Annotated in this window: 13 protein-coding genes; 6 read left to right on the top strand and 7 right to left on the bottom strand. The window is 61.4% G+C overall.

Annotated features, from left to right (window positions below):
• Nucleotides 1-266: 266 nt before the first annotated feature.
• Nucleotides 267-569: a hypothetical protein gene (locus tag KUV41_RS06280; RefSeq protein WP_222485012.1), complete on the bottom strand. Its 303-nt coding sequence runs from the start codon at nt 567-569 to the stop codon at nt 267-269.
• A gap of 295 nt (nt 570-864) precedes the next feature.
• Here KUV41_RS06280 and KUV41_RS06285 point away from each other — a divergent pair, with 295 nt between their 5' ends.
• Nucleotides 865-2583, top strand: coding sequence for a GGDEF domain-containing protein (locus KUV41_RS06285; protein ID WP_222485014.1), 1719 nt, complete (start codon nt 865-867; stop codon nt 2581-2583).
• A 115-nt stretch (nt 2584-2698) separates the two neighbouring features.
• The gene (locus tag KUV41_RS06290; protein ID WP_222485016.1) at nt 2699-3523 is read left to right on the top strand and encodes an META domain-containing protein; all 825 of its coding nucleotides are present in this window, start codon (nt 2699-2701) and stop codon (nt 3521-3523) included.
• An 86-nt stretch (nt 3524-3609) separates the two neighbouring features.
• On the opposite strand, the gene KUV41_RS06295 is transcribed toward KUV41_RS06290, so the two are convergent.
• Together KUV41_RS06295 and KUV41_RS06300 are read right to left on the bottom strand one after the other, a co-directional pair.
• Nucleotides 3610-4707, bottom strand: coding sequence for a GGDEF domain-containing protein (locus KUV41_RS06295; protein ID WP_222483431.1), 1098 nt, complete (start codon nt 4705-4707; stop codon nt 3610-3612).
• A gap of 170 nt (nt 4708-4877) precedes the next feature.
• Nucleotides 4878-5597: a YebC/PmpR family DNA-binding transcriptional regulator gene (locus KUV41_RS06300; RefSeq protein ID WP_206940094.1), complete on the bottom strand. Its 720-nt coding sequence runs from the start codon at nt 5595-5597 to the stop codon at nt 4878-4880.
• A gap of 176 nt (nt 5598-5773) precedes the next feature.
• On the opposite strand from KUV41_RS06300, the gene KUV41_RS06305 reads away from it, so the two are divergent.
• The 4 genes from KUV41_RS06305 to KUV41_RS06320 all read left to right on the top strand — a co-directional run bounded on the left by KUV41_RS06305 (nt 5774) and on the right by KUV41_RS06320 (nt 13311).
• On the top strand, nt 5774-6958 hold the full coding sequence (locus KUV41_RS06305) for a M24 family metallopeptidase (RefSeq protein WP_222485018.1): 1185 nt from the start codon (nt 5774-5776) through the stop codon (nt 6956-6958).
• 83 nt (nt 6959-7041) lie between these two features.
• On the top strand, nt 7042-8880 hold the full coding sequence (locus KUV41_RS06310; protein ID WP_222485020.1) for an ABC transporter ATP-binding protein: 1839 nt from the start codon (nt 7042-7044) through the stop codon (nt 8878-8880).
• 287 nt (nt 8881-9167) lie between these two features.
• Entirely contained in the window at nt 9168-12269 is a 3102-nt protein-coding gene (locus KUV41_RS06315) for an EAL domain-containing protein (RefSeq protein ID WP_222483434.1), read from the top strand.
• Between the two features lie 103 nt (nt 12270-12372).
• Entirely contained in the window at nt 12373-13311 is a 939-nt protein-coding gene (locus tag KUV41_RS06320) for a CorA family divalent cation transporter (RefSeq protein WP_222174278.1), read from the top strand.
• On the opposite strand, the gene KUV41_RS06325 is transcribed toward KUV41_RS06320, so the two are convergent.
• The 4 genes from KUV41_RS06325 to KUV41_RS06340 all read right to left on the bottom strand — a co-directional run bounded on the left by KUV41_RS06325 (nt 13304) and on the right by KUV41_RS06340 (nt 17299).
• The gene (locus KUV41_RS06325; RefSeq protein WP_224908705.1) at nt 13304-14266 is read right to left on the bottom strand and encodes a hydroxymethylglutaryl-CoA lyase; all 963 of its coding nucleotides are present in this window, start codon (nt 14264-14266) and stop codon (nt 13304-13306) included. The two genes, KUV41_RS06320 and KUV41_RS06325, sit on opposite strands and share 8 nt — an antisense overlap.
• Nucleotides 14263-14838: a TRAP transporter small permease gene (locus KUV41_RS06330; RefSeq protein WP_222485027.1), complete on the bottom strand. Its 576-nt coding sequence runs from the start codon at nt 14836-14838 to the stop codon at nt 14263-14265. The genes KUV41_RS06325 and KUV41_RS06330 overlap by 4 nt, the downstream gene beginning before the upstream one ends.
• Before the next feature lie 34 nt (nt 14839-14872).
• Nucleotides 14873-15919: a TRAP transporter substrate-binding protein gene (locus KUV41_RS06335; protein WP_222485029.1), complete on the bottom strand. Its 1047-nt coding sequence runs from the start codon at nt 15917-15919 to the stop codon at nt 14873-14875.
• A gap of 87 nt (nt 15920-16006) precedes the next feature.
• Nucleotides 16007-17299, bottom strand: coding sequence for a TRAP transporter large permease (locus KUV41_RS06340; RefSeq protein WP_206940080.1), 1293 nt, complete (start codon nt 17297-17299; stop codon nt 16007-16009).
• Nucleotides 17300-17374 lie beyond the last annotated feature (75 nt).

Raw genomic sequence — 17374 nt, forward strand, 5'->3', positions numbered from 1 at the left:
GCGCACAGATAGGCGACGTGTCGAGGAGGGGAGAGCCGGTGGATGTGGCCTGTCTCAGCCAGCTGGGGTCACACCCGCCATGGAGCGGGTGCCGCCACTTGAGTGTTGTCGTACCGGATGTTGCCTCTCAAGGATATCTTCTGGCGATGTAGAGGACTGGGCCGACTAGAGCGTAGCGGTATGTCATCATCACAACACCCGCCGATGGGCGGGTGTTGTGTTCGAGTGGAGAAGGCCGACCTGGCGTCGTCGATCCAGGCTGGGTGTCAGTCGCTCTCGTAAAGCTCTGCCTTGGCATCGCGCATGATGTTTTCACAGGCGGCGTGCTGGGCCAGCTCTGTCATCAACGTCTGGGACAGGGCGAAGCCCTTGCCCAGGCAGCGATCGACGTCTTCACGGGGGATGCCGGGCTGCACATCCACGTCCAGGGTGAGGGTTCGCTTGCCGCCTTCAAGACGGTCGGCAAGGTGCCTGAGCTGCCATGCCAGGCGGTGTTTCCAGCTTGCGGTTGTTTCCACGCCTTCGGTCACGTCCAGGGTGCACTGCCACTGAGGCTTGTAGACCTTCATGGTAACCTCCTTGCTGGTGAAGTGAGCGTTCTCCTGTTCCTTCATCACGTTCAGGTTTCAGCATACTCGCATATGTCCTCCTTGCCACTCCCTCCCACGGGGGCTGCCGCTTGTTTCTATCGGATGGGGTCTCTTGAGTCGGTTCTATTGGGTCGTACCGGGTAAGCGAGTCCTTGCTGGGGCAGAACAAAAGAATGCTGAGAGATGGAACAAATGGTCCTCGGATTGCGGCCTCAGGCGGCTGAGCACCTGCGGAAACTGGCTACACTGAACCGGGGTCACGGGGAGTGCTGCGATGCAGTCTCGGGGGGTAGGAGCGGCAATCGGCAGGGACAGGCGACTATGGCTGGTACTGCTGGTGGCAGTGGTATCACTGGCCTGGGAGCTGGCGAGTGAAGCGTCGCGGCCACCGTCCAATGTCACAATGTGGGTGCTCGACCACACCGATGAGCTGCCGCCGCCCAACAGCTCTGATGGCTTGGTGCAACGCCGGCTGGAAGAGCAGGTGAGCCTTGGTCTCAGGGCGCATCCTGTATGGATGCGTGTCGTCATTCACAATGTGCAGGCGGGCCAGCGCCTGGTGTTCTCGAATCCTCTGGTCCAGGGCATCGAGTTGTTTGGATGCACCGCGAACGATTGCCGTCCCGTTCGTAGGGCGGCGCATTTCGCCGACAATGAGGGTATCGCGGCAGCGCTTCCCCAGTTTGTGCTGCCTGACGGAGTGAGCGAGTACTTGCTCAAGGTGGTGACCCATCAAGCGATCCGCTTTGACCTTACCGTGCTCGATGACGCCCAGCTGCATCGTCACTGGCGTCAGCTGCTGTTGGGCCAGGGCCTGTACTTCGGCCTAATTGCCGGTCTCGCTGCTTACAATAGCCTCTTGCTGTTCAGTCTGCGCGACGGTAATTATCTGTGGTACTTAGGGTTTCTCAGCGGTTCCGGGCTTTACTTCCTGAGCCAGAATGGCCTTTTGATGATGCTCTTTCCGCATATGGGCGCTCGCCTCAACGAGGCGCTGCTGCTGTCCTCCCTGTCGGTGATCAGTATTTTCGGTATTCAATTCTGTCGTCGCTTCTTGCGCACGCCCTATCAAGACCCTTGGGTGGACAGGCTGATGCGTTGGTTGTGCTGGCCGTTGTGTGCGGCGATAGCGGTGGCCTGGCTTCTGCCCAGCTTCTTGACGGTGGTGCTCTACTCGGTACTGGGTGCGCTAGTGCTGGCGGCCTTTCTGGTGTCATCTCTACGGGGACTGTGGCGAGGGTTTCGCCCAGCCCAGTGGCTGCTGATGGCGTGGTCGGTGCTGGTGGTGGGGGTCTCGCTATTGCTGCTGGTCACCTATGGGATCATTCCCCATAACGTCTGGACGTTACACGGTTTTCAAATGGGCTCCGGGCTTGAAGCCATCTTACTGTCGTTGGCCCTGGCCGATCGCATCAGCTTGCTGCAGCACGAGCGCGAAACTTTGCTGGAGGAGAAGGCGCGGCTGCATGGCATGAGCTATCTGGACGGGCTGACCGGCGTGCACAACCGGCGTTATCTCGATGAAGCACTGCCCGCAGCCATTGCTCAGGCCGAGGCGAGTGAGCACCCGCTGTCACTGATCATGTTGGATATCGATAACTTCAAACGCTTCAATGATGGCTGGGGGCATGCCGAGGGGGACCGCGCCCTGCAGCACCTGGGAACGGTCATAGAGGAAGTGGTGCGTGATGTGGATCCTGTCTGCCGCTACGGTGGTGAAGAATTTGTCATCCTGCTCAAGGAGCGTGATGAGCACCAGGCAATGGAAGTGGCCGAGCGAATCCGCCATGGGTTGGCCGCGACACCGCTGGTACTACATAGCGGCGAGTCGGTGCTGTTGACCTGCACCCTGGGAGTGGCGCGACGCCAGCGGGGAGAGTCGGCCAGTGACCTGCTGCGACGTGCGGATCAGGCGCTGTATCGTGGCAAGTACGCCGGGCGCGACCGCGTGGTACTCAATGCGTCTACTGTTAGTGCCGGCGACACGCCCTGAACATACCGCCTTCACCATGATCTGTCGCACTACGCCATTCTTTTCGGGGAACCCTGGTGGTGGTGCGGGTCGAAGCTAGCGGGTGTCAGGTTGTTCAATCATCCAAGGAACCGGCATGAAAGATGTTTCTGTGTTACCTCGGCCAACAGCGGCCGGCGCTGCGTTTCTGATGGTGGTGGCGTCGGTGCTGTCGATGGCGCTACTGGTATCGGGTGGTGCGAGTGCTGCGATGGACAAACAAGACAACGAGATGGCAGAGCCGTTAGAGGGACAGGCGGCCCTGGCGCTGCCGGCCACCTACCTGGGCACCTACCTGGGAGAGCTACCCTGCGATGACTGTCGTGGCATACGACTCGAGCTGTCCCTGGATGGTGCTGGCCGCTTCCTGCTCAAGGAGCGTCACCTGGGGCCGGGGGAACAGCCTGACCGGCGCTACCGCGGCGACTATGAGATCCAGGCGAGTCGTCTGGCACTGATGGGGGCAGTCCCTCAGCCGTTTGATGAGTGGCGGATGGGCGCCAATGGCGGCTGGCTTGGCCAGGGGGATCAAACGGGTGAACAGGGAGCTCGCCTGGAGCGACTGGAGACCGTGCTGTCAGAGCCGCTGGAGGGGCGCTACTGGAAGCTGGTCGAACTGGCGGGCAAGTCGCCGCTGACCGGTGAAGCGCATCTTATATTGCAGGAAAAGGAGGGGCGCGTTGCTGGCTTTACCGGCTGCAACCGCTTGATGGGCCGCTACCAGGTAGAAGCGGACGCGTTGGCGCTATCGCCGCTCGGTACGACGAAAATGGCCTGCGCTCAACAGACGATGATCCAGGAACAGAAGTTGCTGGAAGCGCTGCAAGCGACTCGCCGCTATCGAATACTGGGCGACGAGCTGTTCCTGCTGGGCGACCAGGGCGTGACCCTGGCGCGCTTCGAGGTCGTGCATCTGACCTGAGCTGGCTTGAACGGATGTGAACTGGGCTGGGCTGATGTGGACTGGACTGGACTGGACTGGCTCAGCTTAGCCCCTTCAAGGTGTTATCAGGCGGTCGTCGGGCTGACGTCTGCACGGTCGCTGACGATGCGATCTCGGCCCTCGGCCTTGGCACGGTACAACAGCCTGTCCGCATGGTTGATCAGCGCATCGTAGCTGACGCCGGGAGAATGGCTGGTCACCCCAGCGCTGACCGTGAGCGAGATCACGTCGCCATTGTGCATGATCGGCAAGCTGTGCAGTCGCTTTCTAAAGCTCTCCAGTACCGGCAGTATTTCGCCCAGGTCAGCGCCGGGGAAGATCAGCAGGAATTCTTCTCCTCCCCAGCGGCATAGCACGTCGGAGCGTCGAAAATGACGCAACAGCAGGTCCGACAGCTGGATCAGGCACTGGTCGCCCACGCGATGACCATGCTTGTCATTGATCAGTTTGAAGTGATCGATGTCGATCAAGGCAAGACTGTAGGGGATGCCCTTGCCTTCCCTGCGGTCGCTTGCCAGCTGACGCAGGTATTCCCCTGCATAGCGGCGGTTGTGAAGACCGGTCAGCGCGTCTCGGGTGGCCATGCTGGTCAGGCTTTCTTCCTGCGTTTCGTAGACGTGTCTTGCCAGCATGGCAAAGCCGATCATGGTGAACAGCGCGATCGCTAGATTCAGCGTCGCCAGAATCAGCGGGAAGGGCGCTGCCTGCTCGACGGGAAACAGCTGGGCGATCGGAAATTCGAGGAAGAGGAAGATGACCATTCCCATCAGCCCCAGCAGCAGCGATACCCACCTCACCGAGTGGGTGACCGCGGCCCAGCAGGCCAGGGTCAGCAGGTAGAAGTGGAAGCCTGCTGTGGTGCCGAGCACAAGCGTGGCGATGATGGCGTGGCAATAGGCTTCCGCGATGATCAGATAGACAGCGCGATCCTGTTCGCCCCGCTCGTTGGCCAGATAGGCGCCCAGCCACATGCCGACGCTGACGATGTTAGTCAGTGCCAGCGCGGGATAGCCCAGCCACCAGAACAGCGGAATAAACAGGAAGTGAACGCCAGCCCCCATCAGGCTGGCCCAGCGCGTCAGCAGGTGCTTGCGCAGGCGTCGATGGCGGATGGAGGCCGGGCGCTGGAGTGCCGTCTGGGCGAGAATCGAGTGTCGGTCCATGCACGGGAGCCTCGCATTCGGTAAGGGGAGTCTCGACGTCTCGTCAGACGACGTGCTTGACCATCAGGGTGGGGCGAAGAGCGTGCCTGGAAGCAGGCTCCCGCCGGACACCCGGCTACAGGTTGCTACATCCAATGTAGCAGTTCCGGTAGATGAATAGTGCTACGCTCTCACGCCAATTCAGCGCTGTGATACACGTTCTGTACGTCGTCGAGATCGTTGAGCATGTCGAGAAGCTTCTCGAACAGGGCCACGTCGTCCCCTTCCAGCGGGGTCGTCGCCTGGGGCAGGAACTGGATCTCGTCCACCTCAAACTCTGCCGCGCCCACGGTATCGCGCAGTGCCTGGCGAGCCTTGGCGTATTCGGTCGGCGGAGCGAAGACGGTGATCACGCCGTTTTCGTTCTCGATGTCAGTGACGTCCACGTCAGCTTCCATCAGGGCTTCCAGCGCCGCTTCTTCGTCTTCGCCGGCGTAGGACAGGATCGCCAGATGGTCAAACATGTGGCTGACGCTGCCGGGAGTGCCGATCTTGCTTTTGGTCTTGGTAAAGCAGGCGCGCACGTCGCCGAAGGTGCGGTTGGGGTTATCGGTCAGGCACTCGACAATGACCATGGCATTGCCGGGGCCGAAGCCTTCGTAGCGCGCACTGGAGTAGTCCTCACCACCCACTCCGGAGGCCTTCTCGAGCGCGCGCTCGATGACGTGGCCGGGTACCTGATCTTTCTTGGCGCGGTCCAGCAGACTGCGCAGCGACAAGTTGGCGGTGGGGTCAGGCCCCCCGGCCTTGGCGCAGACGTAAATCTCGCGCCCATACTTGCTGTAGACCTTGGTCTTGGCGGCGGCCGTCTTGGCCATGGATTCCTTGCGGTTCTGAAAGGCCCTACCCATTGCGTATTCCTGTGACGTGACAACACGAACACAGAATTCTACGAGAGTCTGCCCCCTGGCGAGAAGCCTTATTTCCCGCCGAGAGGGCTTATGGCCCTGGTGGGTGACCGGCCCGGGTCGCCCAAGCATAGGGCATGAGCTGTCTACACTGGGGATACTGACCAAGGAGAGCGCTTATGGATCATCTTGCCTATCGCCATGCGTTGACGGAACGCCTGGCCGGTGCCGAGCTTCCCTTTGCCGCTGAAGAGTTTGATCGACGGCTGGCCCGGACCCGCGATGCGATGCAGCGTCAGGGGCTGGATGCGCTGCTGCTGTGTCAGCCATCGGATATCTTCTATCTGTGCGGGTACCACACCTTTGAAGTGTCGGTACATGCCGCGCTGGTGGTCACGACTCGGCGCACCATGTTGCAGGTGGCCTCGATCGAAACCGGGCCCGCAGTGGTGACCGCGCGGGTCGACGAGATTGTTGGCTATCGCTGGGAGGCGCCCGAGGAGATCATCGACCCGCTGGCGCAGGTGCTGTCAGAGTGTCGCGCCATCGGGGTGGATGGCCATAACCCTGGTCTTCGACACAGTGTGATGCAGCACCTTCAAGGTCGCTTGGGAGGTGATCGTTTCCAGCACGCAGCAGGACCCTTGATGGCCACGCTAAGATTGGTCAAGAGCGACGCCGAGATCGATTGCCTCGTGCGCAGCGCCGCGATGACGGCCGAGGGACTGGAACGAGCCATTGAGTCGGTCGAGCCGGGCATCAGCGATAATCACATCGCCGCCGCTGGCGCCCAGGCCATGCTGGAGGCTGGCAGCGAGTTTTTCAGCCTGGCGCCTATCGTGACCACTGGCCCGCGCAGCGGCACGATTCATGTCAACCATCAGCGTCACCCCGTTCACCAGGGGGATGTGGTCTTTCTGGAGTTTGGCGCGGTCTGGCGCCGCTATACCGCCCCCATCATGCGTACCGTGGTGATCGGTAGCGTCACTGACGAGATGCAGCACGCAGCCGAGCTCTGTGCCGTCATGGAGTCCGAGCTGTGCAAGGCCATGGTGCCGGGACGCCGGTTCGAGGAAGCCGCCAATGTGGCCGATCAGCTGCTGGCGCCGCAGCGCGACAGCTTCTTTCATTCCGGGGTCTACGGATACTCGGTCGGGGCCCAGTTTCCGCCTAGCTGGGTGGAGGGAACCGGTTACCTCGCCCCGGGCCAGACGACTCGATTCGAGCGCAACATGGTTTTTCACTTGCCCCTGTGCCTGCGTGTTCCCGGCCAATTTGGTATCGGCCTGAGCAACACCGTGCGAGTCACCGAGCGAGGGGCGGTGCGCCTGACAAATCACGACATGACATTGGTCCAGCGGTAGGCCTGGCCTGCTGCTGGGGACATGGGTGCCGATGCACCACATTCAGCGCTAGACTGGCGCGCCAATGCGCTTGAGAGCACAACATGCTGAGCTTCTTTGAACGGCTGGTCGATCCCTACCCGGATCAGCCCGAATCGGTGCCGACGCCCCAGCTTTGGCCCTTTATCCTGCACTACTCGCGTCCCTTTGCCGGGCTGCTGCTTTCCATGGCGCTGGTCACAGCCCTCGTATCTGCCGCCGAGGTGGTGTTCTTCACCGCCATGGGCGAGCTGGTGGACTGGCTGGCCGAGGCGGATCGAACCCGCTTTGTCGATACCCACCTGATGGCGCTGCTGGGGTTGGGGGTGGCGGTGTTGGTGGGGTTGCCGCTGCTGGTACTGGTGCTGTCTCTGATCACCCATCAAGGCATTTTCGGCAACTATCCGATGCTGGGGCGCTGGCTATCTCACCGCTTGATGTTGAACCAGAGCCTATCGTTCTTTCATGACGAGTTCGCGGGAAGGGTGTCCCAGAAGGTCATGCAGACCGCCCTGGCCATGCGTGAGACGGTGACCAAGCTACTCGACATGCTGGTGTATGTGCTGGTCTATTTTACCGGCGCATTGGTGGTGCTGGGCAGCGCAGAACCCTGGCTGATGGTACCGCTGCTGGTGTGGTTGGGAGGCTACCTGGGGTTGATGCGCTGGTTCATTCCACGGTTGCGTCGGGTGTCGATGGCCCAGGCCGACGCCCGGGCGGTGATGACGGGGCGGGTCGTGGACAGCTACAGCAACATCCAGACCATCAAGCTGTTTGCCGATGACGGCGCCGAACAGGCCTACGCTCGGGAGGCCATGGATGGCTTCATGGGCACCGTGCATCGGCAGATGCGGTTGGCGACGGGACTGTCGGTAACGCTGACGGTGCTTAACACCTTGCTGCTGGTGGCCATGGCCGCGCTGGTGGTGCTGGCCTGGTACCACGAATGGGTATCGCTTGGGGTGACCGCCGTCGCCATTGGCCTGGTGATGCGAGTGCGCTCCATGTCGGATTGGATTCTGTGGGAAGTGGCAGGCCTGTTCGAAAACATCGGTACCGTGCAGGACGGCATCAACACCCTGTCGAAGGTCCCTGAGGTGCAAGACCGGCCTAGCGCTCCCCGGCTTGTGGTGTCTCGAGGCAAGATCGTGTTCGACCACATCACCTTTGGCTATGCGCGGGGGCAGTTGCCCGGACGCAAGGTATTCGATGGCTTCGGGCTGCAGATTGCCCCGGGTGAGAGAGTCGGCATCATCGGTCGTTCTGGTGCGGGCAAGTCGACGCTGGCATCGCTGCTGTTGCGGTTTCACGATGTCCAGGATGGGCGAATTCTGGTGGATGATCAGGACATCGCCGGCGTCAGTCAGTCGTCACTGCGTCAGCAGATTGGCATGGTGACCCAGGACACCTCGTTACTGCATCGGTCGTTGCGCGAAAACGTGCTGTATGGCAGCCAGCCATGTAGCGAGGAACGCCTGTGGCAGGCACTGCGTCAGGCGCATGTGCATGAGTTTCTTGATGAGCTGGTCGATCCGCAGGGACGGCGTGGGCTCGATGCGCAAGTGGGAGAGCGTGGAGTGACGCTGTCTGGTGGCCAGCGCCAGCGAATTGCCATCGCCCGGGTGCTGCTGAAGGATGCTCCCATTCTGGTGCTGGACGAGGCCACATCTGCGTTGGATTCAGAGGTGGAGTCGGCGATTCAGGAACAGCTCTACACCTTGATGGAAGGCAAGACGGTGATTGCGATTGCGCATCGCCTGTCCACCATTGCGATGCTGGATCGACTCGTAGTGATCGACAGGGGGCGTATTGTCGAAATGGGGGATCACCACAGCTTGCTGGCCCAGGATGGGCTGTACGCCTCGCTGTGGCAGCGCCAGGTAGGAGGATTTCTGGGGGAATAGTCTTCGTTTTGCTGTAGCGGTTTTCCTGGGTTTTCTTGGGTTTTCTTAGCTGATAGCTTCGCCATATGTGCGTCAAGTCAACGTCTTGGCTACCATTCGTGTGATACTGGACAGCTATTTCAACCGTCTGTGGAGATGACCTATCCCATGAAGGCTCCTGAGAGTGCTCATGACCTGTACCAACAACGGCGTGAGCGCTCTGGCGGACGGGGTGTCGCCCGCTGGTGGCGTTGGTGACAGGGGGGCGTGCTACAGCAGAGCGCCATCCTGAGCCTGAGCCCCGATCAATGCCGTCCCAGGGGCAGCGGCGGCGTCTCGCCCTCACGATTTACGGCGTTGCCCTGGTGGCCCTGGTGGTGACGCTGGCGGGTTCCCTGCGAGCGCAATACCTAAGTGAGCTCGAACGGATCGACCAGCGTCTGCTGGCACGCGCGAGTGTGGTGGAGGCCCTTGTCGGTGGCGCCTTCGACACGGTATCCAGCACGCTGTCCGGAATTATCGCCCTTGATGATGCCCTTGACGGTGTGGATGCAGGCTACTCTCGAGATGCCTTGCTGGCCGAGCGGGCAGCGCAAGTCCCCCTGGTTGATCGTCTGATGATGGCCCCGCTGTCCGTACCTCAAGAGTCAGCGCTGGCCAATGGATGGCTTCCCCTCGATAGCTTTCATCAATACCTGGCAGCGCTGGCGCCTGGGGACACCTTGATCTCTCCCTTGCACAGGCCGGAGCGCGCCGATGGCTACCGGGTGACCGTGGCACAGCGCAGCGCCTCTCCGACATCATCGCAACACGTGGCTCTGGCGCTGGTGGATCCTCAGCCGCTGGCCGAGCTTATCGCAGGCCTGGGACTGGTGGATGGGGAGAGCATTGCACTGGTCGATAGCGCCTCCCGCCTGCTGGTTCGCGTACCCCATGTCGCACTGGCGACGGGTGAGGTGGTCCCCCGGGTGGAAGCCCCGCTGTTGACGACGAACACCCCCGACACCCTGCGCTTCCGTGAAGTGTCTCATCTGGATGGCCAGGCGCGCTTCTTTTTGGCACGCCGGGTCAACGGCATGCCGCTGTGGCTGGTGTTGGGGCAGACGGAGGAAGACGCCTTGGCGGGCTGGTACCAGCGCCTGTGGTCCCTGCTGGCGTTGGCGGCGTTGCTGGCCCTGAGTGGCGGGTGGCTGCTGCGTCACATGTTGGCCCAGTGGCGTATCCAGGCCGAACTGCGCGGAGAGGTGATCGAGCGTCAGCGGGCAGAGCAGGCGGCACACCGGCGAGAAAACCGCCTGCAGGCGTTGATCAAGTCCATGCAGGATGTGGTGATAGTGCTGGATGGAAGAGGGGTCTTCACCTTCGTTCATGCCGGTGATGAGGGGCTCTTGATAGCCCCTGTCGAGCAGCTGATCGGACGCCACTACACGGATGTTCTCCCTCAGGATATTGCGGCACGACTTCGCAATACTCTCGCCTCGAGGATCGATAGTGGCGATGCTCATCGGCTCGACTACAGCTTGACCCTCAACGGCGAGCGCCATGAGTTCAGCGCGCTGATCAGCCCGCTGTTCAGCGGCAGTGGGGGGCATGATGGGACCATGATGGTGGTGCGTGATGTCACTGAGGATCGCTTGCTGCAGGCACGTATGAGCATTGCCGCGGTGGCCTTCGAGACCCATCTGGGGATGATGATCACGGATGCAGATGGCGTGATTCTCAACGTTAACCAGACGTTCACCGAGATCACGGGTTACACCGAGATAGACATGAGAGGCCAGCGTCCCGGCATTCTGCGTTCAGGCCGACACGATGAGCATTTTTATCGTGAGATGTGGTGCCAGATAAGAGAGTACGGGGTGTGGCAGGGGGAGATATGGAATCGCCGCAAAAGCGGTGAGATTTACCCGCAATGGCTGACCATCAGTAGCGTGCATGACGATCAGGGGTGTGTGCGCAACTATGTGGCGACCCTTAGCGACATCACTGAACGCAAGGCCGCCGAAGAAGAGATTCACAAGCTGGCCTTTTTTGACCCTCTTACCGGCCTTGCGAATCGACGCCTGCTGCTCGATCGCCTGGAAGAGGCGTTGGCGTTAAGTCGCCGCGAAAATCACTACGGTGCTCTGCTGATCGTCGACCTGGATAACTTCAAGCAGGTCAACGATATCCTGGGTCACCGAGGGGGCGATGCCCTGCTACGCGAGGCCGCCAAGCGCTTCAAGGCGGTGCTGCGGGAAGGGGACACGCTAGCTCGCTTCAGCGCGGATGAGTTTGTTGTGGTGGCGAGTCACCTGGGGGCCGAGCAGGAAACCGCCATCCGCCTGTCTGAGGTTATCGCCAGCAAGCTGCTGTCGACACTGGAAACGCCAATATGGGTCGAGGGACGCCCCATGACCCTGACCGCACGGGTCGGTATCAGCCCGTTCCGCGATGAGGTGTCCAAAGAGCGACAGATGCAACAGGCTGACATGGCACTTTTCCACGCCAAGTCACGCGCCGTGACACCAGTATGCTTCTTCGATCCAGGCATGCAGCAGCGGATGCAGCAACGCGCCCAGCTCTACGAAGACCTGGTCGGAGCGATCGGCCGTGGAGAGCTCTATCTGGCCTATCAAAAGCAGGTCGACGAGCACGACCGCGTGACCGGAGTCGAGGCGCTGTTAAGGTGGCAGCATCCTCAGCGCGGGATGGTTCCCCCTGCCGAGTTCATTCCCCTGGCCGAGGAACGCCCACTGATCCAGGAGCTCGGACTCTGGGTGATCGAGCAGGCCTGCTTGACGCTGGTGGCCTGGCAACAGGCACAGGGCGACATCGCGGCGCAGCCAGCGGGAACAGAGCCAGGGGAGATAACGAGCGCGGCAGTCACGCAAGAGGCGAGAACGACGGGCGCCGATGCAGTAAAGAAGGCGCCGTGTTCCAGCGTGTCGGTCAACGTCAGCCCCAGGCAGTTTCAGGATCCGGGCTTTGTGGCCAGGGTCAGCGACATCTTGGCCCGTACCAAGGCGCCTGCCGAGCGGCTCAAGTTCGAAGTGACCGAGACACTGTTTGTCGGGGACCGTGACGGCGTCGAGCGCACCATGAGACAGCTCAAGGCGCTGGGGGTGACCTTTGCGCTGGATGACTTTGGCACCGGTTACTCATCGCTGGCCTACCTGAAACGCCTGCCCTTGGACGAACTGAAGGTAGATCAGTCGTTCGTTCGCGATGTCCTCGACAATGCCACCAGCTCGGCCATCGTGGCCAGTACCATTGCCCTGGCGCGCAGTCTCGGGCTCGATGTGATCGCCGAGGGGGTGGAAACCCTTGAGCAACGTGACTGGTTGATTCAGCATGGCTGCCATCGTTTCCAGGGCTACCTCTACGGCCAGCCAGCGCGCATATCGGAGCTGAGCCTTACCGTGTTGTAGCCGTTCTATCGCCAGTACTATCGCCAGTACTATCGCAAGCCCTATCTCAAGCCCTATCGCCAGCCATATTGCCGGTGTTGTGTTGAACCATGATGGAGCCATGATGACAGCGCCATTCTTTATCGATGCCTGGTCGTTCACCCATGGGCGGCGCCAGCTGCCTGAGCCCGCACCAGGTCCCCTTGAAGTGGGCGCCTGGTACCACTTTCAGCGCGATGTCGAGGAGACGTATCACCGACTGGAACAGGCCGGCATCCCGGAGTCCGCAATCGACGGTGTCCTGGCCGAGGACACACGACCACGCTTTGAGTCACTGGGCGATGGCAACTTTCTGTTGATCTTGCGGGGCGTCAACCTCAACGCAGGCGAGCAGCCGGATGACATGCTCAGTATTCGCATCCTGCACTACAACGGGGTGCTGATCTCGACCCGCAAATTGCCCTCGCGTGCCATCGCCGACATTCGCCACGACCTGGAGCAGGGCACCGGCCCGGACGATCTAGGAGCGGTGGTGGTGGAGATCATCGAGAAGCTGCACCAGCGGATCGAAGATTTTGTCGAGCCCTTCGATGCCATCATCGCGTCACAGGAAGAAGCACGCGAGACCGACAATAGTGTGCTGATGGCGCTCAATAAACGCCTGATCAAGCTGAGACGCTTCCTCAAGCCCCAGCGTTATGCCCTGGAGGCCATGATCGACAACCTGCCGCCATTGCTGGGCGACGATCGCTTTGACCTGGCCAATGGACGAGACACCATTCAGCGCATCAACGAGTCGGTGGATTTCTATCTCGAGCATGTGGGGATGGTGCAGCAGTACCAGGCTCACCAGCACACCGAGAAGGTCAATCGCAACACCTACCTGCTCTCGATCATCTCCGGCGTGTTCCTGCCCATCAGCTTTCTCACCGGGCTGCTTGGGGTCAACATTGGCGGCATGCCCGGTGTCGATAGCCCGCTGGCCTTCGCGCTGTTCTGCATCTTCATGGTCGTGCTTGTCGCGGTCGAGATGGTCGTGCTCAAGCGCTGGCGCTTTATCTAGTCGATGGGCTAGCCGGGGCTGAGGCTGGCCTGTTCAGGGTATCCCGCGGGACACGCCGCAGGTGGCTTTCTGTCTTGCCTCCCGGCAGGGCGGCGATCAAGTCGGCGGCGTGGAGCAGGCGCGGCAGATCAATGTCGCTGACCAGACCGCCGCCCTGCAGGGCATAGACCAGATCCTCGCTGGCGGTGTTGCCGGTGGCTCCAGGGGCGAAAGGACAGCCTCCCAGCCCACCGCTGGCCGCGTCCAGTGCGGTGGCGCCCTGAGCCACCGCGGCCAGCGCGTTGGCAACGCCCATGCCAAAGGTATCGTGGCCATGGAAGGCCCAGGCCAGCGTCGAGGAGCGGTGACGTTCCGTCAGCCGGGCGAAGTGGTCCGCTACCTGGTAGGGCGATGCCCGCCCTGTGGTGTCACACAGCGCGACCTCCAGCGGCACATCGCCAATGATCGCTAGCGCCCGCTCCAGCACGTCATCCACCTGTTGCCAACGAATCGTGCCGTCGAAGGGGCAGTCGAAGCAGGTGCCCAGACCCAGGCGCAGCGTGGTATTGCCCTTGGCCCGCAGCGCCTCGACCACCCGGGAAAGCCCTTCAAGGGATTGCTCCACCGTTTGGCGCACGTTGTTGAGGTTGTGCGCCTCTGACACCGACACCACGTAGACCAGTTCATCCAGGTCATGGGCCAGGGCCAGTTCCGCGCCCTTGAGGTTGGGCACCAGGGCGGAGAAGCGCACGTCCTTGCGATGTGCGAAGGCGTGAATCAATTCGCTGGTATCTGCCATCTGAGGAATGGCGCGAGGACTCACGAAGGAGCCGATTTCCATGCGCGTGATGCCGGCATCGAGCAGGGCCTGGATCACCTGAATCTTGCGCTCGGTGGGCAAGGGTTCGGCAATCGATTGGAAGCCATCGCGGGGCGCGACTTCGACCAGTTCGACAGCGGCGGGTGTAGCAGTCATGACGATTCTCCAGAGTGTTCAAGGGCAGAAGGGGATGGCTGGTCAGCGATCGGCTGATCGGGAGGCGGCAGCGGTCCGCCGCGACCCATGCTGGCTAGCGTGTCGATCAGAAACTGCAGCCCCAGCGCGGTGAAGCCGATGGGGAGCAAGGCGTAGGGCAGCACCATGGGCGTGCCGAGAGAGCTTGAGACCCGCTCGCCGTATTCGAACGCTTGATGCGCCATCAGCCCACCACGCCAGGCAAGAATGGCGCAGAAGATGACGCCCGCAAGACCCGTAAGGACCTCAAGCCAGCGGCGAACCGCCTGGGGCAGCTTGTCCTTGAAGAAGGTGATGCGTATATGGGCATCGAAGCGCTGGGCCTCGGCGGCGCCCATGACGGCCAGATAGACCAGCAGGAAGGAGTTGATCTCCAGACTCCAGTGAGTGGGGGCGGCGAAGGCGTAGCGCATCAGGGTGTCGTAGCAGATGGACACCATCATGAAGACCAGCACCAGCATGGATGCCGCCCGCAGCAAGGTGAGTACCCTGTCCCAGCCCAGACGAACCAATGTCAGAGCAAATGTGTTCATGTGTTGTCGTTCTCCTTCCGATGACCCCAGGTGCTCACGACTGTCCCAGCGCCAGCTGAATGGCGCGTTCTCCGATGTCTTCACCCACCTCGCCTTTCCAGTGATCCCAGACCTTGTGGGTGGTTTCGTTGAAGGCCGCCAGGTCCTCCTCGGTGGGCGCGATGATCTCGACGTTCTCGGCGCGCACCTGGGGCCAGTAGTCATTGGGGTAAATGTCGTCATTGCAGTGGTGGATGAAGTTGTCGTCGTACCACCGCGCGGCGTCAGTCAGCAGGTTCCGGCTGTCGTTATCCAGCGCGTCCCAGCGATCTCGCAGCATGAAAGGGGCGACCGAAAAGCCGGTGATGGGCAGCTGATAGCACACGTCGACCTGCTCCTGAAGGCTGCGCCCGATGATGGTCGAAATGTTGAAGACCCCCGCATCCACGGTGCCGCGCTGCAAGGCCATATACGTCTCTGAAGAGGGAATCCGCACGGCGCCGATATCGTAGGCCTCCAGCGCTGAGGTGGCCTCGAAACTGACGACGCGCACCTTCTTGCCACGAATATCTTCTAGCTGACGCACGGCGTGCTGCTGGGTGCTCCAGATGTATTCCGGCTCGAGAATTCCGCCGCCGGAGGACAGCATGTAGAGGTTCTCCTTGGCCAGCTGTTCGTTGATCAGCTCGAACAGTGGGCTGCCAAGGCGAAGGCGCTCCGGGTGTCGGTACAGCTCCCCGACGACGCCGGGCAAGCCAGTGATGCCAAGAATGGGGAGAGAGCGGGTGATGTAGGAGGTGGTATGAAACATGAAATCGATCGTGCGCGAGCGCAGCGCCGGAAGCTGCTCGTCGGCCTTGAGCAGCTGGCCCGAATCATAGAAGTCCACCTCCAGGACGTCGCCCCCGTTGTTGCTCAGGTAGTCAACGAATCCTGCCGACCCGTAGGTCAAGGCCTTGTAGGACGGTGGCAGATAGGTGACGCCGGTGAAGGTCGTGGCGGCCTGGGCGCGCCGTGTCATGAGCGCCTGGGGCCCCAGCAGTGCGGTACCGGCTCCGGCGAGTGCGGTGGTCTTCAGCAGTTGGCGGCGAGTCAGTGTCATGGGAACGTGTCCTCTTATCATTGTCGTTGTCGTTGCTTCAGCGGTTGCTTGGCTCTTGGGCAGAAGTGTTGTTTGAGGCTTGTCTGGTCAGTGCATCAGGCCGGGTAGCCATAGGCTGATGCTGGGAAACATGACGAACAGCATCAGCACGATGAACTGCACCGCGACAAAGGGCAGCGCACTCTTGATGATTTCCTCGACGGATAGCTCGGGGCAGACGCCTCTGAGCGCGTAAAGATTAAGGCCCACCGGCGGTGTGATGACCGCGATCTCCAGGTTCAGCACCATGACGATGCCGAACCACAGCGGGTCATAGCCCATGGCCTGAATCAGCGGCAGCAGCACAGGGGTGGTCACCACGATCAGGGACACCGCATCGACAATCATGCCGAGCAGGATCAGCAGCAGCATGATGGCCAGCATGATCGCCCAGTCAGGCAGACCAGACACCGTCAGTGACTCGGTCAAAAGCTGTGGCACGCGGACCATGTTGAGATAGTCGCCGAAGATCTTGGCGCAGCCGATAATCAGCAGAATGGCGCCGCTGATGCGTGCCGTACTGGCGAGAATCCTGGCGAAGGAGGCCCAGGACAGGCAGCGGAACACCAGCGCAGCGATGAGCAGGGCCCCAAAGGCACCAATCCCCGCGGCTTCGCTGGGGGTGGCCAATCCCGAGTAGATCGACCCCAGCACGACCAGCACAAGTAATGCGGCATGCCAGATATGGGCGAGACTGTACCAGCGTTCTCGCCAGCTGAAACGCTGCTCGACGGCGGGCGCCTCTGCAGGCCTGAGGCTTACCCGCACAAAGATGAAGAGTGACAGGGCCAGCGCCAGTACGACGCCAGGCACGATGCCGCCAATGAACAGGTCGGCGACCGACACGCTGGCCACGGCGCCATAGATGATGAAGGGAACGCTCGGTGGAATCAGCATGGCCAGGGCGCCAGCGCTGACGACCGCTCCAGCCGCTAACGAACGGCTGTAGCCACGTTCGAGCATCTGGGGCACGGCGATGGAGCCGACCGCTGCCACCCCCGCCAGACTGACTCCCGACACGGCACCGAAGACCGCAGAAGCGCCCACTGATGAAATGGCCAGGCTGCCCCTGAGCCAATGCAGCCACGCCAGGGCCGCGCGGAACAGATGGCTGCCTACCGGCGTTGCCCCCAGCAGGTTGCCCATGAGGATGAACAGGGGCAAGGCAATCAGCTCGAACGCATTGAGCTGACCAAACAGTGATGAAGGGGCGAAGAAGAACGCCATGGAGCCGCGGGCCATATAGAGGCCCGCGAGGCCAGCAAGCCCGAGTGAAAGAAAGATCGGGATGCCAAAGGCAATCAGCGCAATCAGCAGCGCCAGCACGATGATGGGTTCCATTCAGAGGCCTCGTTGTTGTTGTAGCCTGTTGCCGGCACTGACGAGCAGCAGCGGCTTAGGGAAACACGGCATAAA

Source organism: Halomonas sp. DP8Y7-1 (genome assembly GCF_019801685.1).
Lineage (GTDB): Bacteria > Pseudomonadota > Gammaproteobacteria > Pseudomonadales > Halomonadaceae > Halomonas > Halomonas litopenaei_A.